Here is a 19,343-nt window from a genome sequence, read left to right on the forward strand (position 1 = left end):
TCCAGACGGCGCCACTCCCGGTTGTCGAGCCTGTCGCAGATGGCGTCAAAGCATATGGACCGGCCGTTTCGCGACGCGTTCGGCTGCCGTGTCCGGTAGAATCGTTATTTTACACCCTTTTAAGGAAGGTCAATGGCCCAGCCCTACAGTGCGCGCAGCCGCGCCATAGAACCCTTTCACGTGATGGCGCTGCTGGCGCGGGCCAACGAACTGCAGGCCGCCGGCCATGACGTCATCCACCTGGAAATCGGCGAACCGGACTTCACCACTGCCGAACCGATCATCCAGGCCGGCCAGGCGGCCTTGGCCAACGGCCAGACCCGCTACACCGCGGCCCGTGGCCTGCCGGCGCTGCGCGAGGCCATCGCTGGCTTCTACGACCAGCGCTATGGCGTGAACATCGACCCGCAGCGCATCCTCATCACCCCTGGCGGCTCCGGCGCGCTGTTGCTGGCCAGCAGCCTGCTGGTGGACCCGGGCAAGCACTGGCTGCTGGCCGACCCTGGCTACCCGTGCAACCGCCATTTCCTGCGCCTGGTGGAAGGCGCGGCGCAACTGGTGCCGGTGGGCCCCGAGGTGCGCTACCAGCTCACCGCCGACCTGGTGGCACGCCACTGGGACAAGGACAGCGTCGGCGCCCTGGTGGCATCGCCCGCCAACCCTACCGGCACGCTGCTGAGCCGCGACGAGCTGGCGCAGCTGGCCCAGGCCATCAAGGCGCGCAACGGCCACCTGGTGGTGGACGAGATCTACCACGGCCTCACCTACGGCACCGACGCCGCCAGCGTGCTGGAAGTGGACGACGACGCCTTTGTCCTTAATAGTTTTTCCAAATATTTCGGCATGACGGGCTGGCGCCTGGGTTGGCTGGTGGCGCCGCCCGAAGCGGTGCCGGAACTGGAGAAGCTGGCGCAGAACCTCTACATCAGCGCCCCCAGCATGGCCCAACACGCCGCGCTGGCCTGCTTCCAGCCGCAGACCCTGGCCATTCTGGAGGAGCGCCGGGCCGAATTCGGCCGCCGCCGCGACTTCCTGCTGCCGGCCCTGCGCGAACTGGGCTTCGGCATTGCCGTGGAGCCGGAAGGGGCGTTCTACCTGTACGCCGATATCAGCCGGTTCGGCGGCGATGCCTTCGCGTTCTGCCAGCATTTCCTTGAAACCGAGCACGTGGCGTTCACCCCTGGCCTGGACTTCGGCCGTCACCAGGCCAGCCACCATGTGCGCTTTGCCTACACCCAGAGCCTGCCGCGCCTGCAGCAGGCCGTGGAGCGCATCGCGCGTGGCCTGCGGAGCTGGCAAGGCTGATGGAATTCAATCCTCCCCTGGAAGAAGGTCGCCTGCTGCGCCGCTACAAGCGTTTCCTTGCCGATATCCGCACCCTGGACGGCGAAGAGCTGACCATTCACTGCCCCAACACCGGCTCGATGTTCAACTGCATGGTCGAGGGCGGGCAGGTGTGGTTCAGCCGCTCCAACGACCCCAAGCGCAAGCTGCCGGGCACCTGGGAAATCAGCGAGACGCCCCAGGGCCGCCTGGCCTGCGTGAACACCGCGCGTGCCAACCGGCTGGTGGAAGAGGCGTTGCTGGCCGGGGTGATCACCGAGCTGAACGGGTTTACCGCGCTGAAACGCGAAGTGGCCTATGGCGAGGAGGGCAGCCGCGTGGATTTCTGCCTGCAATACCCGCAAGGCCCGGCCTACGTGGAAGTAAAAAGCGTGACCCTGGGCCACGACGGCACCACGGTGGCGGCCTTCCCGGACGCCGTGACCCAGCGCGGCGCCAAGCACCTGCGCGAGCTGGCGACGCTGGCGCGCAACGGCGTGCGCGCGGTGCAGTTGTATTGCGTGAACCTGACCGGCATCGACGCCGTGCGCCCGGCTGGCGAGATTGACGCCGGCTATGCCGAGGCGTTGAAGGCTGCAGTGGCGGATGGCGTGGAGGTGCTGGCGTATGGGGTGCACCTGGATAGCGAGCGTGTGTATGTGAACCGCCGCTTGAACGTCCAGATTTGATTCACGCCGCCGACTCGTAGCCGCTGCCGAAGGCTGCGCCGGCCCCAGATTACACTGGAGATTTACAGTGGAGGGGAGGGCCAGCGCAGCCTGCGGCAGCGGCTACGCAGATCGTCGCGGGGCCGGAATCAGAGTTCTACCCAGATGCCTTTGTCGTCCTCGCGGCAATCGAAGTTCTCCAGCTCCTTGCCCTCGCACGGGCCCGCCACGCACTCGCCCGAGTCCATCAGGAACAACGCGCCATGGCTGGCGCAGCGGATCATGGTGGCGCTGTCGTCCAGGAACACGTCGGTTTCCCACTGCAGCGCGGTGCCCCGGTGCGGGCAGCGGTTGCGGTAGGCGTACACCCGGCCTTCGCGGCGCACGATGAAAAGCTTGATGCCTTCACACTCGAAACCACGACTTTGTGCTTCGCTCAAAGCGGTGCTTTCACACAGCCACTGCATGCTGACCTCTTTTGTTTTACTTGATGATACAAGGGGCGACTTGACGCCTAAATGCAAATAATTATCAAATGAATTGATAGGTTGCCATTTGGGCGGGCATTCAACGAGAAAACGCCGAGCGCTGCAACCACTGCCCATCATTGAATAGAGGAACACCCGATGCGCCTGAGCGCCAAGGTCGTTGGCTTTACCGCCGCCATGCTGTGTCACCCCTGGGCCATGGCCGCCGAAGCGCTGCCGCAGCACTGGGTCAGCGCCGGTGGCGCGCTGACCGAGTGGGTGGTGGCCATGGGCGGCGCGAGCAAGCTGGTCGGGGTGGACACCACCAGCCAACACCCCGAGAGCGTCAAGGCGTTGAAAAGCATCGGCTACCAGCGCGCGCTGTCGGCCGAGGGCATTCTCAGCCTGACCCCGCGCCCGGACATCCTCATCGGCACCGAGGAAATGGGGCCGCCGCCGGTGCTGCAACAGATTCGCCAGGCCGGCCTGAGCGTGGAGATGTTCGACAGCAAGCCCGAGCTGCCGACCCTGCAGGCCAACCTGCTGCACTTGGGCCGGCTGCTGGGCGATGAGGCCCACGCTGGAAAGCTGTTCGACGACTACCGCCAGCAGCTGCAGGACCACCAGGCCTGGGTGAAAGCCGCCGAAGCCGGCCAGCCTGCGCCCGGGGTGATTCTGCTGCTGGGCCACATGGGCGCCAAGCCGCTGGTGGGTGGCCCCGGTACCGTGGCTGACTGGCTGATCAGCCAGGCCGGCGGGCGCAACCTGGCCACGCAGCCGGGCTACAAGAATTTCTCCACCGAAGTGCTGGCCGCGCTCGACCCGCAGGTGATCGTGTTCGCCGACCGCAGCCTGAGCGGGGACGCGGCCATTGCCGCCATGCTCAAGGACAATCCGGCGCTGGCCAACACCCGCGCGGTGAAGGACAAGCGCATCGTGGTGCTGGACCCGACCCTGCTGGTGGGCGGCCTGGGGCCGCGCCTGCCGGCGAGCCTGAACGGCTTGTCGCAGGCGTTCTTCCCTGACGCCAAGCCTGTCCGATGAGGCCATTGCTGGCGCCACGCACGCTGTTCGTCACCCTGGGGCTGTTGTGCCTGCTGGCGTGCTGGCTGTCCCTGGCCCTGGGCCCGGTGAGCCTGCCGCTGCTCGACACGTTGAAGGCCGGCCTGCGCCTGGCCGGGTTGCCGGTGAACGGCCAGGGCCTGGAGCAGGCCGAGATGATCGTCGGCCAGATCCGCCTGCCGCGCACCCTGCTGGGCCTGGCCGTGGGCGCGGTGCTGGCGCTGTCGGGCGTGGCCATGCAGGGGCTGTTTCGCAACCCGCTGGCCGACCCGGGGCTGGTGGGCGTGTCCAGCGGCGCCGCGCTGGGCGCGGCCATCGCCATTGTCGGCGGCAGCTGGTTCGGCGGCCTGCCGCCCATGCTGGAGCCCTACCTGCTGTCGATCTGCGCCTTCCTTGGCGGCCTGGGCGTGACCGCGCTGGTGTATCGCCTGGGGCGCAAGGACGGCCAGACCAGCGTGGCAGTAATGCTGCTGGCGGGCGTGGCGCTGACGGCGCTGGCCGGCTCGGCGGTGGGGCTGTTCACCTACCTGGCCGATGACAGCACCCTGCGCACCCTGACGTTCTGGAACCTGGGCAGCCTCAATGGCGCCAGCTACCAGCGCCTGTGGCCGCTGGTGGTGATCGCCGCCGGCGTGGCGTTGTGGCTGCCGCGCCGGGCGCGGGCGCTGAACGCGTTGCTGCTGGGCGAGTCCGAGGCGCGGCACCTGGGCATCGAGGTGGAGCGCCTCAAGCGTGAGCTGGTGTTCTGCACCGCGCTGGGCGTGGGCGCGGCCGTGGCGGCGGCAGGGCTGATCGGCTTCATCGGCCTGGTGGTGCCGCACCTGGTGCGCCAGGTGGCCGGCCCCGATCATCGGGTGCTGCTGCCGGCGTCGCTGCTGGCGGGCGCCAGCCTGCTGCTGTTCGCCGACCTGATCGCGCGCATGGCCCTGGCCCCGGCCGAGTTGCCCATCGGCATTGTCACGGCGTTCCTCGGCGCGCCGTTTTTCCTTTATCTGCTGGTGCGGGGGCGTCCCTGATGTTACGTGTGGCCAACCTGCAAGTTCGACGCGGCCAGCAGGCGGTGATCGACGACATCAGCCTGCAACTGCAGCCCGGCGAGGTGCTGGGCGTGCTGGGCCCCAATGGCGCCGGCAAGAGCACCTTGCTGGGCGCCCTGTGCGGCGAACTGGCGCCCAGCCAGGGCGAAGTTTGGCTGGACGGGCGCTTGCTGGCCGATTGGCATGGCCCCGAGCGGGCCCGGCGCCTGGCGGTGCTGCCGCAGGTCTCGACCCTGGGCTTCGCCTTCCGGGTGGAGGAGGTGGTGGGCATGGGCCGGCTGCCCCACGACAGCGGCCTGGCCCGCGACAGCGAGATCATCGCCGCAGCCCTGCACGCCGCCGATGCCGCGCACCTGCGGGGGCGCAGCTACCTGGCGCTGTCCGGCGGCGAGCGCCAGCGCGTGCACCTGGCGCGGGTGCTGGCGCAGCTGTGGCCGGGCGAGCCGGGCACCACGCTGCTGTTGGATGAGCCCACCTCGGCGCTCGACCCGCTACACCAGCACACCACCCTGCAAGCGGTGCGCGCGTTTGCCGACCGCGGCGCGGCGGTGTTGGTGATACTCCATGACCTGAACCTGGCGGCGCGTTACTGCGATCGCATTCTGTTGCTGCAGCAGGGGCGGGCCCATGCGCTGGGCACCCCACGGCAGGTGTTGCAGCCTGGGGCGCTGAAGGCGGTGTTCGGGTTGGAGGTGTTGGTGCAGGAGCACCCGGAGCGGGGGCATCCGTTGATTATCGCGCGTTGAGGTGGGCGCAAATTTCAGGCAAAAAAAGACCCGGCAAAAAGCCGGGTCAAATAACCGTGATTAGCCTGATGAGGAGATAATCTGAGAGTCCGAACCAAGGTCTTTCAAATCATCACTGGCCTCGCGACCAGATGTGATAATCATAACAATTCTCATTTAGAAGTCAACAGGCCCTGCGAACAATTTTTCACGGGCTGTCGATCAGCCGCGTGACCTGCCGGTTCAAGGCCTCGATGCGCCGCGCCATGCTTTCGATCAGGCTGTGGGCGATGCGCGGGTTGGTCTGGGTGAGGTTGAGGAACTGGTCCTTGGGAATGATCATCAGCGTGCTGGGCACGGCGGCGATCACCGTGGCGCTGCGTTTCTCGTGGGTGAAGATGGCCATGGCGCCGAAGATCTCGTCCTTGGGCACGTCGCCCACCTTGTGGCCGTCCACATAGGCCTCGGCGTGGCCGTCGATGATCACGAAGACGTGGTCGGCCTCGTCGCCCTGGTTGATCAGCACCTCGCCGGCGGGCACGTGCTTGAAGCCGTTGCTGGCGCGGTACTCGGGTTGCTTGAGGCGGGTGATGGCGTCGCACAGCAGGGTGGTCTGGCCGGTCAGGTACTCGATCAGCAGTTCCTGGGTCTCGGGCGTGGCGTTGATGTGCGCCAGCACTTCGCTGCGCAGGTAGGGCACCAGGCGCAGGGTGCCTTCGGTGCTGTACTCATAGGCCAGGTCGTCGCGGTTCTGGTACAGGCCCAGCAGGTCACCGTCCTGCAGGTAGAACAGCGGGCGCTGGTTGATGCGCGCTTGCAGCAGGCCGCTGTCGATCAGGTACAGCTGGCTGTCGTCCATCAAGGGGGCCAGGTCGGCTCCGGGTTCCAGCTCCAGCGCCGGGCCTTGCGGCGCTACCCCCAGCAGCAGCCGCGCGGCGATGCCTTGCAGGCGGTTTACCCACGCATCGGCGTATGCCGGCTGCTCTCCAAATAGATACATGCGCGCTTTCCTTGACTGGCGAGCCTGACGCGCGGCCGCGGTCAGTTCTTGCGACGAGACGATAGCGCGTCGAGTTCCTGATTCAAAGCCTCTTTGCGTTCGGCGGGGAGGTCGTTCCAGTGTACGTCCAGCAGTGCGCCCTCGATGGCGTACAGCAGCACTTTCGAGGCGCGGAAGCCGCGGGTCTTGACCGCCCGGTATGCGTCCACCGCCCCCAGGCGACGCAGGTCCGAGGCGCTGTGGATGCCTACGGCGTGCAGCCACTGCGCCGAGGTCTTGCCCAGGTTTTTCAAATGTTGAAGTTCATCGTTCATCAAGCCTCCTTGCGACGGCTGAACTTGATCGAGGCGCATTTGCTGGCCGCTCTGCCAAGGGAGTGTAGCGGCACTTTGGAAATGCGCTCAGGCGCCGCTTTTCCGCGGATATCAGCGGCTTGCAAGCGCAGGGGCAGGGGCGCGTCCTGCGCCGGATGGGCGGTCAGCGGGTGCGGTAACGCAGGCGAGTGCCGAAATTCACCGACATCAGGATCTCGTCGGCCGACAGTTCTGCCGGGAAGTAGGCCCCGGAGATTTGCGCGTGGGCCAGGCTGGCGCCTTCCATGCAGGTGTCGCGCAGGTCCAGGCCGCGCAGGTCGGCGGTGCGGAAGTAGGCGTCGGTGAAGTCGATGTCATGGGTGTCGAGCTCGCGCAGGTCGAGGCCGCGGAAGTCGCCGCCACGAAAGTCCACCCGGTCGGCGGGGCGCTGTTCATTGAAACCACGAACGTTTTCGTGGTGCACGAGGGCATAGAGGTGCGAGTCGAGCTGCTTGGGCTGGCCCATGGCGTCTTCCTGTTGGAATTATTGACGCCATTATAATGCCACTATTCTTTGGCCGTGAGTGTCGACTGCTTCACGGCTGGAGAAAATAACGTGGCGCCGGACGCGGCCTGCGGCCGCTGCTACAGACCCCTGTAGCAGCGGCCGAAGGCCGCGTCACGGCGACGGCGCAATTACAGCCCCGGCAAACGCTGGCGAATCTGCTCGACCAGCTTGTCCAGGCTGTCGCCCTCGTTGGTTTCCACGCGCTTGCTCAGCGCCAGTTCCTCGGCGGTCAGCGGCTCGCGGCTGGCCTGCTGGGCGTGCAGCACCTGCAGGGTGGCGTCCGACGGGTCGTTCTGCTCGGCCTGGCGCTGGGCCAGCCAGGCTTCGATCACCGGCATCGGGGCGTTGCAGTCGAGGATCAGGAACGGCACGCCGGTGGTCTCGGCCACCTGGGCCGCCAGCTGGCGCTGGGCCTGCTTGAGGTAGGTGGCGTCGATCACGGCCGGGAAGCCGGCGCGCAGGATGCTGTCGGCCAGGCTGTGCAGGCGCTGGTAGGTGGCCACGCTGGCGTCTTCACTATAGATGCCGGTCTGCAGCTGGTTGTCGCCCTGCTGCTCGCCGAACAGGCGCTTGCGCTCCACGTCCGACCGCAGGCGGATGGCGCCCAGCGCTTCGACCATGCGCATGGCCACGTGGCTCTTGCCCACGGCGGAGACGCCGCTGGTGATGGCCAGGAAGCGCGACGGGATGGCGCTGTAGCTTTCCGCCAGGTTGGCGTACTTGCGGTATTGCTTGAAGGTGGTGGCGCGTTGCACCGCGTCCGATTCCGGGGTCAGGCCGAACAGCGCGACCTTGGCGCGCACCAGGGCGCGGTAGGCCTTGTAGAAGTTCAGCAGTTCCAGGCCACGGTAGTCGCCGGTCAGCTCCAGGTACTGGCTGATGAAACGACGGGCCAGGCACTTCAAGCCACGGTCTTCCAGGTCCATGGCCAGGAAGCCGATGTCGGCGTAGACGTCGGTGAAGCGGAACGGTTCGTTGAACTCGATGCAGTCGAAGATCACCACCTTGCCGTCGATCAGGGTGGCGTTGCCCAGGTGGATGTCACCGTGGCATTCGCGGATGAAGCCTTCGGCCTTGCGTTCCAGCAGCAGCGGCTGCAGGCGCGCGAAGCTGGCCTGGGCCCAGGCTTGCAGGGCGTCCAGTTGCTGCAGGTCGGCGGCGTCCTTCAGGAACGGGCGGATCTGCTCGAAGTTCTGCTCCACCGGGGCCATCACCGCGGCAGGGGTGCCGGCCTCGTGCGCGGCGGCCACCACCGGGGCGGCCTGGTGGAAGTCAGCGATCTGGCTGGCCATGGAGTCGATGTGCGCGGTGGTCAGCTCGCCATTGGCCTGCAGGGTGCTGAGCAGGTCGCTTTGCGGGAACTGGCGCATCTGCAGGGCGTACTCGATGGCCGGGCCTTCGCCGCCCAGCACCGGGGCTTCGGCGCTACCGGTGATTGGCAGCACCTGCAGGTACAGGCCGTCGGTCAGGCGCTGGTTCAGGCGCAGCTCTTCCTGGCAGAAGTGCTCGCGCGAGGCCAGGGTGGAGAAGTCGAGGAAACCGAAGTTCATCGGCTTCTTGACCTTATAGACGTAGGGACCGGTCAGCACCACCCAGGAGATGTGCGTCTCGATGACCTGGAAGGCCTCGACCGGATGGGGGTAAAGGGCCGGGTTCTGCAGGGCGGCGATAAGGGCTTGGCTCACGGGCGGTCCTTCAACTGTCAAAGAATTCGAGGCGGGCATTATGGCCGGTGCCGGGGGCTGTGCAAACCTTTCATGGACGCTGGTCGTCGTTCACCGGGGACGCCTGCCCAGCCGGGATAAAGTGCGTATAATCCGCCGCCATGACTCGATCCCGATCCCCCCGCACCCCTAAAAAACCTGTCAAGCGCGGCCTTCCGGCCTGGCTCGGCTGGACCCTGAAGCTGGGCCTGGTAGGCCTGGTCATCCTGATAGGCTTTGCTGTCTACCTGGATGCCATCGTGCAGGAGAAATTCTCCGGCAAGCGCTGGACCATCCCGGCCAAGGTCTACGCCCGGCCGCTGGAGCTGTTCGTCGGGCAGAAACTGGCCGAGGCCGACTTCCTCACCGAGCTCGATGCCCTGGGCTACCGTCGCACCACCGTGCTGGACGGGCCGGGCACCGCCGTGGTCAAGGGCACCACGGTGAACCTCAACACCCGCGGCTTCCAGTTCTATGAAGGCCTGGAGAAGGCCCAGCCGGTGCAGGTGCGCTTCAACGGCGACTACGTGGCCGAGCTGAGCAGCAGCACCAACCCCAAGCTGCCGGTGGTACGCCTGGAACCGCTGCTGATTGGCGGCCTGTACCCCAAGAACCTCGAAGATCGCATCCTGATCAAGCTCGACCAGGTGCCGCCGTACCTGCTCGACACCCTGGTGACCGTGGAAGACCGCGACTTCTATCACCACTTCGGTGTGTCGCCCAAGTCCATCGCCCGCGCCATCTGGGTCAACACCTCCGCCGGGCAGATGCGCCAGGGCGGCAGTACTCTGACCCAGCAGCTAGTGAAGAACTTCTACCTCACCAACGAACGCAGCCTGAGCCGCAAGCTCACCGAAGCGATGATGGCGGTGCTGCTGGAGATCCACTACAGCAAGCAGGAGATCCTCGAGGCGTACCTCAATGAGGTGTTCATCGGCCAGGACGGCCAGCGTGCGGTACACGGCTTCGGCCTGGCCAGCCAGTTCTTCTTCAGCCAGCCGCTGTCGGAGCTCAAGCTGCACCAGGTGGCGTTGCTGGTGGGCATGGTCAAGGGGCCGTCCTACTACAACCCGCGCCGTTACCCGGACCGCGCGCTGGAGCGCCGCAACCTGGTGCTGGACCTGCTGGCCCAGCAGGGCGTGGCGACCCAGGCGCAGGTGGACGCGGCGAAGAAGATGCCGCTGGGCGTGAGCAAGCAGGGCAGCCTGGCGGACAGCTCGTTCCCCGGCTTCCTGGACCTGGTCAAGCGCCAGTTGCGTGAAGACTACCGCGACGAAGACTTGACCGAGGAAGGCCTGCGCATCTTCACCAGCTTCGACCCGATCCTGCAGCAGAAGGCCGAGGCCTCGGTGACCGACACCTTCAAGCGCCTGGGCAACCGCAAGGGCGTGGATGACGTGGAAGCCGCCATGGTGGTCACCAACCCGGAAAGCGGCGAAGTGCAGGCCCTGGTGGGCAGCCGCGCGCCAGGTTTCGCCGGCTTCAACCGCGCGCTGGACGCGGTGCGGCCGATCGGCTCGCTGGTCAAGCCGTCCATCTACCTGACCGCCCTGGAAAAGCCCAGCCAGTACACCCTCACCAGTTGGGTGAAGGATGAGCCGTTCGAGGTCAAGGGCGCCGATGGGCAGATCTGGCGGCCGAAGAACTATGAAGGCAACTCCAACGGCACCATCTTCCTGTACCAGGGCCTGGCGCATTCCTTGAACCTGTCCACGGCGCGCCTGGGCCTGGACCTGGGCGTGCCCAACGTGTTCAAGACCATTTCGCGCCTGGGCGTGGACGTGGACTGGCCGACCTACCCGTCGATGCTGCTGGGCGCCGGTGGCATGTCGCCGATTCAGGTGGCCACCATGTACCAGACCATCGCCAATGGTGGCTTCAACACGCCGATGCGCGGCATTCGCAGCGTGCTGACGTCTGACGGCCAGCCGCTCAAGCGTTACCCGTTCCAGGTGCAGCAGCGCTTCGACCCGGGCTCCATCTACCTGATCCAGAACGCCATGCAGCGCGTGATGCGCGAAGGTACCGGCCGTTCGGTGTACAACGTGCTGCCAAGTTCGCTGAACCTGGCGGGCAAGACCGGCACCAGCAACGACTCGCGTGACAGCTGGTTCGCCGGCTTCAGCCAGGACGTGCTGGCGGTGGTGTGGATCGGCCGCGACGACAACGGCAAGACCCCGTTCACCGGTGCCACCGGCGCCCTGCAGGTGTGGACCAGCTTCATGAAGAAGGCTGACCCGCTGCCGCTGGACACGCCGATGCCGGACAACGTGGTGCAGGCCTGGATCGACCCGCACACCGGCCAGGGCTCCGACGCCAACTGCCCGGGTGCGGTGCAGATGCCGTATATTCGTGGTAGCGAACCCGCTGCAGGCCCTGCCTGTGGCAGCCAGGCCCCGGCCGATTCCGTGATGGATTGGGTCAAGGGCTGGTTGAACTAAATTGACGTTGCCAGGCAAAGAGGAATCGAAGTGAACAAGTGGTGGTTTCCTGCTGTAACGGCACTGGCGCTGCTCAACGGTTGCGCCAGCGTGCCCCAAGGGTCGATTCCGGTGGTGGACTCCGGCACTGCCGTGTCCAACAGCGAGCGCGTGTCGGCCAACCGTGGCTATGCCGCGGTGCAGCGCCAGGCGCCGCAGGCGGTGTCGGAAGACTCCGGTGTGGTGGTAATGCCCCAAGGCAGCTCCGCGCCCATGACCTTCGCCGCGCCACAAAGCGCGCCGATCAGCACCGGGCCGATCACCCCGGGTGCCTACACGCCGCCGCCAGCCGCGGCCCAGCAGCCGTACAACAGCGCGCCGGTCACCAGCAACTACAGCATGCCGTCGACCAGCAACGCGCCTACCGGTATCCCCAGCAACACCCGCAGCAGTGGCGGCCTGTCTGCCGACGAGCAGCTTGATGGCCCGGTGCTGGCGCTGCTGACCACCGCCCAGCAGCAACAGGGCGGCGGCGACCTCAACGGTGCCTCGTCGAGCCTGGAGCGTGCCCAGCGCATTGCCCCGCGCGAGCCGCAGGTGCTGTACCGCCTGGCCCAAGTGCGCCTGTCCCAGGGTGACGCGCCCCAGGCCGAGCAACTGGCCCGCCGTGCCCTGACCTACGCCAACGGCCGCCCCGACCTGCAGGCCAGCCTGTGGAACACCATTGCCCAGGCTCGCGAGAAGCAGGGTGACAGCGCCGGCGCCGCCCAGGCCCGCCAGAAAGCTTCCGGAGGTTGATGATGGACGCACGTTTTCCGCAGATCGCCGACCATCTGCTGCTGATCGAACGCGAACTGCGGGTGCAGGGCTGGTGGAGCGAGGCTGAACCCAGCGCCGAGCAGCTGGCCAGCCAGGAGCCGTTCAGCGTCGATACGCTGGACTTTTCCCAGTGGCTGCAGTGGATCTTCCTGCCGCGCATGAAGCAGATCCTCGAGCACGATCTGCCGCTGCCCAACGCCTCGGGCATCCTGGCCATGGCCGAGATGGTCTACGCCGACCAGGCCGAAAAAAGCCGCGGCATCCGCGTGCTGCTGCACCAGTTCGACGAACTGATCACCCAGCACAGCTGACCCCGTAGCAGCGGCCGCAGGCCGCGTCTTGGGCACCTTGGTGCGCCCTGACGCGGCCTGTGGCCGCTGCTACGGGTTATTGGCAGTTTTCCTCGATCTGCTTCTGCGTCAGCGCAATCTTCGCCTGGCGCTCTTCCTCCGTCAGCTTGCGCAACTCGCCGCCCATTTCCTGGCGCACCCGCGGGTTGTTCTGCAGCTGCGCCAAATTGTTGCGGCTGGTGTCGCAAAACTTCGCTATCTGCTCTTCCTGGTCCACCACCTGCTGCTGCACCTGCTGATTGATGGTGCGCTGGGCGGCTTTGCCCTGGGCAGCATCCGGCGCTTTTACCGGGGCAGGGGGCGGCGCCACCACCGGCTTGGCGGTGTCCACCTCGGTACTGTTCTGGCCCGCGGGCGGCTGGGCGTCGAAGTGGGTGACGCCCTGGCTGTCGACCCATTTGTAGATCTGCGCGGCGTGGCCGAACGGGCTTGCCAACAGCAGCGCAATTGCAGGGATGAGGATCGCTCGCATGCTAATTCCTTGACCATTAACGCAATCATGAAACTACCTGAGACGCTTCTGAGCAAATGTTTTCTGCATCTGGTGAAAAAATTGGCACGCATTAAATTGCAACAGATAGCTTGACTTGCGCCTCGCGAATCACAACAATCGGAAGTCCGCTGTAGAGGGACTGCCAGAAGCAGACCTTCCCAGCAGATCATGAGGCGCACACCCGCGCCGACCCGCAACACCCGCAACGCGTTACCTCGCGCTGGGTGGGAAACCCCCGCAACACTTTGGGGAAGTCCCAATACTTGCTCAGTCAGTGCTGACGTACGTCGGCGACCACCGTCGCTCATGCTCTGCTGGCAGTAAACCTATTAAGACCCGTTCCCATGGAGCGGTATTCTGGCGTTTTAGAGGTGAACAACGTGGAGCTTTTATCTGGCGCTGAGATGGTCGTCCGCTTTTTGCGTGACGAAGGCGTTAAGCACATCTACGGGTACCCTGGTGGTGCTCTCCTGCATGTATACGATGCCCTGTTCAAAGAGCCGGAAGTGGAACACATCCTGGTTCGTCACGAGCAGGCCGCGACCCATATGGCTGACGGCTACGCCCGTGCCACCGGCAAGGCCGGCGTGGTACTGGTGACCTCCGGCCCGGGCGCGACCAATGCCATCACCGGTATCGCCACTGCCTACATGGACTCGATCCCCATGGTGGTGCTGTCCGGCCAGGTTGCTTCCACCCTGGTGGGTACCGACGCGTTCCAGGAAACCGACATGATCGGTATTTCCCGGCCTATCGTGAAGCACAGCTTCATGATCAAGCACGCGTCCGAAATCCCCGAAGTCATGAAAAAAGCCTTCTACCTGGCGCAGTCCGGTCGCCCGGGGCCTGTCGTTGTCGACATCCCGAAAGACATGACCAACCCGGCGGAAAAGTTCGAATACGTCTACCCGAAAAAGGCCAAGCTGCGTTCCTACAGCCCGGCCGTCCGTGGCCACTCCGGTCAGATCCGCAAGGCCGTGGAAATGCTCCTGGCCGCCAAGCGTCCGGTGATGTACGCCGGCGGTGGCGTGATCCTGGGCGGTGGCTCGGCGCAACTGACCGAGCTGGCGCAGCTGCTGAACCTGCCGGTGACCAACACCCTGATGGGCCTTGGCGCCTACCCGGGCATGGACCGTCAGTTCGTCGGCATGCTGGGCATGCACGGCAGCTACACCGCCAACCTGGCCATGCACCACGCCGACGTGATCCTGGCCGTGGGCGCGCGTTTCGATGACCGTGTGATCAACGGCGCGAGCAAATTCTGCCCGAACGCCAAGATCATCCACATCGACATCGACCCGGCGTCCATCTCCAAGACCATCAAGGCCGATGTGCCAATCGTGGGTCCAGTGGACAGCGTGCTGACCGAGATGGTCGCCACCCTGAAGGAAATCGGCGAAACCCCGAACAAGGAAGCGGTGGCCAGCTGGTGGAAGCAGGTTGACGAGTGGCGCGGCGACAAAGGCCTGTTCCCCTACAACAAGGGCGACGGCAGCCTGATCAAGCCACAGACCGTGATCGAGACCCTGTGCGAAGTGACCGGCGGCGACGCCTACGTCAGCTCGGACGTGGGCCAGCACCAGATGTTCGCGGCGCAGTACTACAAGTTCAACAAGCCCAACCGCTGGATCAACTCCGGTGGCCTGGGCACCATGGGCTTCGGCCTGCCTGCCGCCATGGGCGTGCAGATGAGCTTCCCCGATGCGCACGTGGCCTGCGTGACCGGTGAAGGCAGCATCCAGATGAACATCCAGGAGCTGTCCACCTGCCTGCAGTACGACCTGCCGGTGAAGATCATCCTGCTGAACAACGGCGTGCTGGGCATGGTTCGCCAGTGGCAGGACATGAGCTACGGTGGCCGTCACTCGCACTCGTACGTGGAATCGCTGCCTGATTTCGTCAAGCTGGTCGAGGCCTACGGCCACGTCGGCATGCGCATCACCGATCTGAAAGATCTGAAGCCGATGATGGAAAAAGCCTTCGCCATGAAGGACCGCCTGGTGTTCCTGGACATCCAGGTCGACGTCACCGAGCACGTCTACCCGATGCAGATCAAAGACGGTTCGATGCGCGATATGTGGCTGAGCAAGACGGAGCGTACCTAATCATGCGGCACATTATTTCCCTGCTGTTGGAAAACGAACCGGGTGCGCTGTCGCGTGTGGTCGGGCTGTTCTCGCAACGCAACTACAACATCGAAAGCCTGACCGTGGCGCCCACCGAAGACCCGACCCTGTCGCGCCTGACGTTGACCACTGTCGGCCACGATGAAGTGATCGAGCAGATCACCAAGAACCTCAACAAACTGATCGAAGTGGTCAAGCTGGTCGACCTGTCGGAAAGCGCGCACATCGAACGTGAGTTGATGCTGGTCAAGGTCAAGGCTACCGGCGCCCAGCGCGCCGAGATCAAGCGCACCACGGACATCTTCCGCGGGCAGATCGTTGATGTAACCAGCAGTGTCTACACCGTACAACTGGCCGGGACCAGCGATAAGCTCGACAGCTTCATCCAGGCCATCGGCACCGCCTCGATCCTGGAGACCGTGCGTAGCGGCGTCACCGGCATCGCACGTGGCGATAAAGTGCTGAGCATCTGAACAAGGCAGTAAAGGTGGCGGGACAGCCCGCCACCCTCAACCAAATTAGCGTATGGCCACCGGCCAAGATAACAGGGGTAATTTCATGAAAGTTTTCTACGACAAAGACTGCGACCTGTCCATCATCCAGGGCAAGAAAGTTGCCATCATCGGTTACGGCTCCCAGGGCCACGCTCAAGCGTGCAACCTGAAAGACTCCGGTGTTGACGTCACTGTCGGTCTGCGCAAAGGCTCGGCCACTGTTGCCAAGGCTGAAGCCCACGGTCTGAAAGTTGCCGACGTGGCTACCGCCGTCGCCGCTGCCGACCTGGTCATGATCCTGACCCCGGACGAATTCCAGGGCGCCCTGTACAAGAACGAAATCGAGCCGAACATCAAGCAAGGCGCTACCCTGGCCTTCTCCCACGGCTTCTCGATCCACTACAACCAGGTCGTGCCACGCGCTGACCTGGACGTGATCATGATCGCGCCAAAGGCCCCGGGCCACACCGTACGTTCCGAGTTCGTCAAGGGCGGCGGTATCCCTGACCTGATCGCTATCTACCAGGACGCTTCGGGCAACGCCAAGAACGTCGCCCTGTCGTACGCTTCGGGCGTCGGCGGCGGCCGTACCGGCATCATCGAAACCACCTTCAAGGACGAGACCGAAACCGACCTGTTCGGCGAACAAGCCGTACTGTGCGGTGGTACCGTCGAGCTGGTGAAAGCCGGTTTCGAAACCCTGGTTGAAGCGGGCTACGCGCCAGAAATGGCCTACTTCGAGTGCCTGCACGAACTGAAGCTGATCGTTGACCTCATGTACGAAGGCGGTATCGCCAACATGAACTACTCGATCTCCAACAACGCCGAATACGGCGAGTACGTGACCGGCCCTGAAGTCATCAACGCCGAATCCCGCCAGGCCATGCGCAACGCCCTGAAGCGCATCCAGGACGGCGAATACGCCAAGATGTTCATCAGCGAAGGCGCTACCAACTACCCTTCGATGACCGCCAAGCGTCGCAACAACGCCGCCCACGGCATCGAAGTCATCGGCGAGCAACTGCGCTCGATGATGCCTTGGATCTCGGCGAACAAAATCGTCGACAAAACCAAGAACTGATACAAGTTCGTGGCGATGAAAACGCGGCTTCGGCCGCGTTTTTTCGTTATGGTGGTCAGGTTCTGGTATAAAGCTGCAACGTTTGCGGTCGAACCCTGGCCGCAGACGTCTGTCGAAACTTTCCACACCGTTGCAAGGTACTGTCCATGAGCGAACGTCCCGAAGAGCCGCACACGGCCTCTGACGCCGAAAGCCTGCTGCCGATCGATGAACATGTCGAAGAAGGGCATGACGCAGAAGGGCGTAAAGTCCGGCACCGCGGCATCTATCTGCTGCCCAACCTGTTTACCACGGCAAACCTGTTTGCCGGGTTCTACTCGATCATCAATTCCATCAGCGCGCAAAGTGCACTGAGCGCCGGCAATTCCGCCGATGCCGCGAAGTACTTCTCCTTTGCCGCCATTGCCATTTTCGTCGCCATGGTCCTCGATGGCCTGGACGGCCGCGTGGCACGCATGACCAACACCCAGAGCGCGTTCGGTGCCGAGTACGACTCGCTGTCGGACATGGTTGCCTTCGGCCTGGCGCCGGCGTTGCTGGCCTTCGGCTGGGCGCTGGGCGACATGGGCAAGGTCGGCTGGATGGTCGCCTTTATCTATGTAGCCGGTGCCGCACTGCGCCTGGCGCGCTTCAACACCCAGGTCGGCAAGGCTGACAAACGCTACTTCATCGGCCTGGCCAGCCCGGCTGCAGCCGGCGTCGTGGCCGGTACCGTGTGGGCGTTCAGCGACTACGGCATCCAGGGCTCCAAGCTGTCGTTCCTGGTGGCGCTGCTGGTAGCGGCCGCAGGCATGCTGATGGTCAGCAACATCAAGTACAACAGCTTCAAGGAGCTGGACCTCAAGGGCCGCGTGCCGTTCGTGGCTATCCTGGCCGTGGTGCTGGTGTTCGCCGTGGTGTTCAGCGACCCGCCGCGCATCCTGCTGCTGATCTTCCTCTGCTACGCAGCGTCCGGCCCGATTCAATATCTGTTACGCAAGAGTCGGCACAAGCCGGCCTGATCGCGGCATACTCCGTAGCCTGTCGCTAACGACCAGGTTACGGAGTCGCCATGCTGATCAAGTTCCCCAAAGCCTCGGACTGCCAAGAGTCCGAGGTCACGCCTGCCTCGATCTACTTCTCCCGTCGCGCCCTGCTGGGCGGTTCCATGGCTGCATTGGCGGCTGCGGGCTTGCCGCGCCTGGCCGCTGCTGCCGAGCCCTCGCGTTACGCCGGCGCCGCTGCAGATGGCGCACCTGCCTGGTTCAAGGACAAGCTCGCCGCCACCCAGTGGCAAGCCATGACCGTGGCGGGGGAGGCCATCACGCCGTTCAAGGACGCCAGCAGCTACAACAACTACTACGAGTTCGGTGCCGACAAGGGCGACCCGGCGGCCAATGCCAGCGGCATGAAGACCGAACCGTGGACGGTGGTCGTCGATGGCGAGGTGGGCAAGCCGGGGCGCTACGCCCTGGAAGACTTCATCAAGCCGTACCAGCTGCAGGAGCGCATCTACCGCATGCGCTGCGTGGAGGCCTGGTCCATGGTCATTCCCTGGCTGGGTTTCCCGCTGGCCGACCTGCTCAAGCAGGTACAGCCCACCTCCAAGGCCAAGTACATCCGATTCGAGACCCTGCAAGACCCCAAGGTCATGCCCGGCATGCGCTCGGACTTTGCCCTGATCCAGTGGCCTTATATAGAAGGGCTGCGGCTGGACGAGGCGATGAACCCGCTGACCCTGCTGGCGGTCGGCATGTACGGCCAGCAACTGCCCAACCAGAACGGCGCGCCGCTGCGCCTGGTAGTGCCGTGGAAGTACGGGTTCAAGGGGGTGAAGTCCATCGTGCGCATCAGCCTGGTGGAAGAGCAGCCGCAAACCACCTGGCAGAACATCGCGCCGGACGAGTACGGCTTCTTCGCCAACGTAAACCCCACGGTCGACCACCCACGCTGGACCCAGGCGCGCGAGCGCCGCCTGCCCAGCGGGCTGTTCAGCCCGAACGTGCGCGATACCCTGATGTTCAATGGCTATGGGGAGGAGGTGGCTTCTCTTTATAGTGGTATGGATCTGCGGAAGAACTATTGATGCGTTATCTGTGGTGGCGGTTGAGTGTGTTTCTGCTGGCTGGTGTGTGGCCGTTCTGGTGGGTGTACCAGGCGTGGATCTTTGCCCTGGGTCCGGACCCGGGCAAGGTGCTGGTGGATCGCCTGGGGTTGGGTACCCTGGTGCTGTTGATGGTGACCCTGGCCATGACCCCGCTGCAGAAGCTGACGGGGTGGCCGGGCTGGATCAGCGTGCGGCGGCAGTTGGGGCTGTGGTGCTTCGCCTACGTGGTAATGCACCTGGCAGCCTACCTGTTCTTCGTCCTTGGCCTGGACTGGGGGCAACTTGGCGTGGAGCTGCGCAAACGGCCATACATCATCGTCGGCGCATTGGGGTTTGTTTGCCTGCTGCTGATGGCCGTCACTTCCAACCGCTTCAGCCAGCGCCGCCTGGGCCGGCGCTGGAAGGTCCTGCACCGGCTGGCTTATGTAGTGCTGGGTTTGGGGCTGCTGCATTTCCTGTGGGTGGTGCGCGCGGATCTGAAGGAGTGGGCGGTGTACGCGGTGGTGGGGGCGTTGTTGATGCTATTGCGTTTCCCAGCGGTGGCGTCGCACATACCCCGCCTCGGTCGCCGCTGATCCATCGCCAAGCACCAAAGGCCGGCAACGCCTTTCTGACAGGCCATGGCACG

20 protein-coding genes are annotated in these 19,343 nt (G+C 64.7%); 14 read left to right on the forward strand and 6 right to left on the reverse strand.

The genetic code is table 11. From position 1 onward, the window contains the following. Window positions 1-132 precede the first annotated feature (132 nt). Entirely contained in the window at window positions 133-1,305 is a 1,173-nt protein-coding gene (locus RAM80_RS21395; protein ID WP_416422424.1) for a pyridoxal phosphate-dependent aminotransferase, read from the forward strand. Beyond that, complete coding sequence (gene sfsA / locus RAM80_RS21400; RefSeq protein ID WP_416422425.1) at window positions 1,305-2,012, forward strand: DNA/RNA nuclease SfsA; 708 nt, start codon at window positions 1,305-1,307, stop codon at window positions 2,010-2,012. Before RAM80_RS21395 ends, sfsA begins: the two co-directional genes overlap by 1 nt. Before the next feature lie 128 nt (window positions 2,013-2,140). Here the strand turns inward: sfsA and RAM80_RS21405 are convergent, their stop codons facing one another. Then, on the reverse strand, window positions 2,141-2,458 hold the full coding sequence (locus tag RAM80_RS21405; RefSeq protein WP_416422426.1) for a Rieske (2Fe-2S) protein: 318 nt from the start codon (window positions 2,456-2,458) through the stop codon (window positions 2,141-2,143). A 159-nt stretch (window positions 2,459-2,617) separates the two neighbouring features. Here RAM80_RS21405 and RAM80_RS21410 point away from each other — a divergent pair, with 159 nt between their 5' ends. From RAM80_RS21410 to RAM80_RS21420, 3 genes are read left to right on the forward strand one after another with little or no spacing between them, the layout of a single operon-like run. Then, entirely contained in the window at window positions 2,618-3,502 is an 885-nt protein-coding gene (locus RAM80_RS21410; protein WP_416422427.1) for a heme/hemin ABC transporter substrate-binding protein, read from the forward strand. Window positions 3,503-3,552: 50 nt separating this feature from the next. Continuing rightward, entirely contained in the window at window positions 3,553-4,536 is a 984-nt protein-coding gene (locus tag RAM80_RS21415) for a FecCD family ABC transporter permease (RefSeq protein ID WP_416427534.1), read from the forward strand. After that, window positions 4,536-5,303: a heme ABC transporter ATP-binding protein gene (locus RAM80_RS21420; RefSeq protein WP_416422428.1), complete on the forward strand. Its 768-nt coding sequence runs from the start codon at window positions 4,536-4,538 to the stop codon at window positions 5,301-5,303. The genes RAM80_RS21415 and RAM80_RS21420 overlap by 1 nt, the downstream gene beginning before the upstream one ends. A gap of 187 nt (window positions 5,304-5,490) precedes the next feature. Here the strand turns inward: RAM80_RS21420 and RAM80_RS21425 are convergent, their stop codons facing one another. From RAM80_RS21425 to RAM80_RS21440, 4 genes are all read right to left on the reverse strand, one after another. Then, entirely contained in the window at window positions 5,491-6,282 is a 792-nt protein-coding gene (locus RAM80_RS21425) for a Crp/Fnr family transcriptional regulator (RefSeq protein WP_416422429.1), read from the reverse strand. A 41-nt stretch (window positions 6,283-6,323) separates the two neighbouring features. Beyond that, on the reverse strand, window positions 6,324-6,596 hold the full coding sequence (locus RAM80_RS21430) for a TfoX/Sxy family protein (RefSeq protein ID WP_416422430.1): 273 nt from the start codon (window positions 6,594-6,596) through the stop codon (window positions 6,324-6,326). Window positions 6,597-6,759: 163 nt separating this feature from the next. Next, window positions 6,760-7,101, reverse strand: a complete 342-nt coding sequence (locus RAM80_RS21435; protein WP_416422431.1) for a pentapeptide repeat-containing protein — start codon at window positions 7,099-7,101, stop codon at window positions 6,760-6,762. 170 nt (window positions 7,102-7,271) lie between these two features. Then, complete coding sequence (locus RAM80_RS21440; protein WP_416422432.1) at window positions 7,272-8,828, reverse strand: AAA family ATPase; 1,557 nt, start codon at window positions 8,826-8,828, stop codon at window positions 7,272-7,274. Between the two features lie 140 nt (window positions 8,829-8,968). Between RAM80_RS21440 and mrcB the strand changes: the two genes are divergently transcribed. The 3 genes from mrcB to RAM80_RS21455 are packed head-to-tail and all read left to right on the forward strand — an operon-like array spanning window position 8,969 to window position 12,396. After that, window positions 8,969-11,287: a penicillin-binding protein 1B gene (gene mrcB / locus RAM80_RS21445; protein ID WP_416422433.1), complete on the forward strand. Its 2,319-nt coding sequence runs from the start codon at window positions 8,969-8,971 to the stop codon at window positions 11,285-11,287. A 30-nt stretch (window positions 11,288-11,317) separates the two neighbouring features. After that, window positions 11,318-12,064, forward strand: a complete 747-nt coding sequence (locus RAM80_RS21450; protein ID WP_416422434.1) for a hypothetical protein — start codon at window positions 11,318-11,320, stop codon at window positions 12,062-12,064. A 2-nt stretch (window positions 12,065-12,066) separates the two neighbouring features. Next, window positions 12,067-12,396, forward strand: a complete 330-nt coding sequence (locus RAM80_RS21455) for a YqcC family protein (RefSeq protein ID WP_416422435.1) — start codon at window positions 12,067-12,069, stop codon at window positions 12,394-12,396. 76 nt (window positions 12,397-12,472) lie between these two features. On the opposite strand, the gene RAM80_RS21460 is transcribed toward RAM80_RS21455, so the two are convergent. Continuing rightward, window positions 12,473-12,907, reverse strand: coding sequence for a DUF4124 domain-containing protein (locus tag RAM80_RS21460; protein WP_416422436.1), 435 nt, complete (start codon window positions 12,905-12,907; stop codon window positions 12,473-12,475). Window positions 12,908-13,308: 401 nt separating this feature from the next. On the opposite strand from RAM80_RS21460, the gene RAM80_RS21465 reads away from it, so the two are divergent. The 6 genes from RAM80_RS21465 (at window position 13,309) to msrQ (ending at window position 19,290) form a co-directional block, all read left to right on the forward strand. Continuing rightward, window positions 13,309-15,033 (forward strand): acetolactate synthase 3 large subunit, encoded by a 1,725-nt coding sequence (locus tag RAM80_RS21465; RefSeq protein WP_416422437.1) that lies wholly within the window; start codon window positions 13,309-13,311, stop codon window positions 15,031-15,033. A gap of 2 nt (window positions 15,034-15,035) precedes the next feature. After that, entirely contained in the window at window positions 15,036-15,527 is a 492-nt protein-coding gene (gene ilvN / locus RAM80_RS21470; RefSeq protein ID WP_416422438.1) for an acetolactate synthase small subunit, read from the forward strand. 85 nt (window positions 15,528-15,612) lie between these two features. Continuing rightward, complete coding sequence (gene ilvC / locus RAM80_RS21475; protein ID WP_416422439.1) at window positions 15,613-16,629, forward strand: ketol-acid reductoisomerase; 1,017 nt, start codon at window positions 15,613-15,615, stop codon at window positions 16,627-16,629. Between the two features lie 146 nt (window positions 16,630-16,775). Further along, entirely contained in the window at window positions 16,776-17,630 is an 855-nt protein-coding gene (gene pssA, locus RAM80_RS21480; RefSeq protein WP_416422440.1) for a CDP-diacylglycerol--serine O-phosphatidyltransferase, read from the forward strand. A 50-nt stretch (window positions 17,631-17,680) separates the two neighbouring features. Then, window positions 17,681-18,694, forward strand: coding sequence for a protein-methionine-sulfoxide reductase catalytic subunit MsrP (msrP, locus tag RAM80_RS21485; RefSeq protein ID WP_416422441.1), 1,014 nt, complete (start codon window positions 17,681-17,683; stop codon window positions 18,692-18,694). Then, window positions 18,694-19,290: a protein-methionine-sulfoxide reductase heme-binding subunit MsrQ gene (gene msrQ, locus RAM80_RS21490; protein WP_416422442.1), complete on the forward strand. Its 597-nt coding sequence runs from the start codon at window positions 18,694-18,696 to the stop codon at window positions 19,288-19,290. The genes msrP and msrQ overlap by 1 nt, the downstream gene beginning before the upstream one ends. Window positions 19,291-19,343 lie beyond the last annotated feature (53 nt).

The sequence above is a fragment of the Pseudomonas sp. App30 genome (assembly GCF_047947025.1).
Taxonomy (GTDB): Bacteria; Pseudomonadota; Gammaproteobacteria; order Pseudomonadales; family Pseudomonadaceae; genus Aquipseudomonas.

What these genes read in the sequence shown, in the direction of transcription:
- RAM80_RS21395 (WP_416422424.1), top strand. Translation starts at nt 133, where the DNA reads ATGGCCCAGCCCTACAGTGCGCGCAGCCGCGCCATAGAACCCTTTCAC.
- sfsA (WP_416422425.1), top strand. Translation starts at nt 1,305, where the DNA reads ATGGAATTCAATCCTCCCCTGGAAGAAGGTCGCCTGCTGCGCCGCTAC.
- RAM80_RS21405 (WP_416422426.1), bottom strand. Translation starts at nt 2,458, where the DNA reads ATGCAGTGGCTGTGTGAAAGCACCGCTTTGAGCGAAGCACAAAGTCGT.
- RAM80_RS21410 (WP_416422427.1), top strand. Translation starts at nt 2,618, where the DNA reads ATGCGCCTGAGCGCCAAGGTCGTTGGCTTTACCGCCGCCATGCTGTGT.
- RAM80_RS21420 (WP_416422428.1), top strand. Translation starts at nt 4,536, where the DNA reads ATGTTACGTGTGGCCAACCTGCAAGTTCGACGCGGCCAGCAGGCGGTG.
- RAM80_RS21425 (WP_416422429.1), bottom strand. Translation starts at nt 6,282, where the DNA reads ATGTATCTATTTGGAGAGCAGCCGGCATACGCCGATGCGTGGGTAAAC.
- RAM80_RS21430 (WP_416422430.1), bottom strand. Translation starts at nt 6,596, where the DNA reads ATGAACGATGAACTTCAACATTTGAAAAACCTGGGCAAGACCTCGGCG.
- RAM80_RS21435 (WP_416422431.1), bottom strand. Translation starts at nt 7,101, where the DNA reads ATGGGCCAGCCCAAGCAGCTCGACTCGCACCTCTATGCCCTCGTGCAC.
- mrcB (WP_416422433.1), top strand. Translation starts at nt 8,969, where the DNA reads ATGACTCGATCCCGATCCCCCCGCACCCCTAAAAAACCTGTCAAGCGC.
- RAM80_RS21455 (WP_416422435.1), top strand. Translation starts at nt 12,067, where the DNA reads ATGGACGCACGTTTTCCGCAGATCGCCGACCATCTGCTGCTGATCGAA.
- RAM80_RS21460 (WP_416422436.1), bottom strand. Translation starts at nt 12,907, where the DNA reads ATGCGAGCGATCCTCATCCCTGCAATTGCGCTGCTGTTGGCAAGCCCG.
- ilvN (WP_416422438.1), top strand. Translation starts at nt 15,036, where the DNA reads ATGCGGCACATTATTTCCCTGCTGTTGGAAAACGAACCGGGTGCGCTG.
- ilvC (WP_416422439.1), top strand. Translation starts at nt 15,613, where the DNA reads ATGAAAGTTTTCTACGACAAAGACTGCGACCTGTCCATCATCCAGGGC.
- pssA (WP_416422440.1), top strand. Translation starts at nt 16,776, where the DNA reads ATGAGCGAACGTCCCGAAGAGCCGCACACGGCCTCTGACGCCGAAAGC.
- msrP (WP_416422441.1), top strand. Translation starts at nt 17,681, where the DNA reads ATGCTGATCAAGTTCCCCAAAGCCTCGGACTGCCAAGAGTCCGAGGTC.
- msrQ (WP_416422442.1), top strand. Translation starts at nt 18,694, where the DNA reads ATGCGTTATCTGTGGTGGCGGTTGAGTGTGTTTCTGCTGGCTGGTGTG.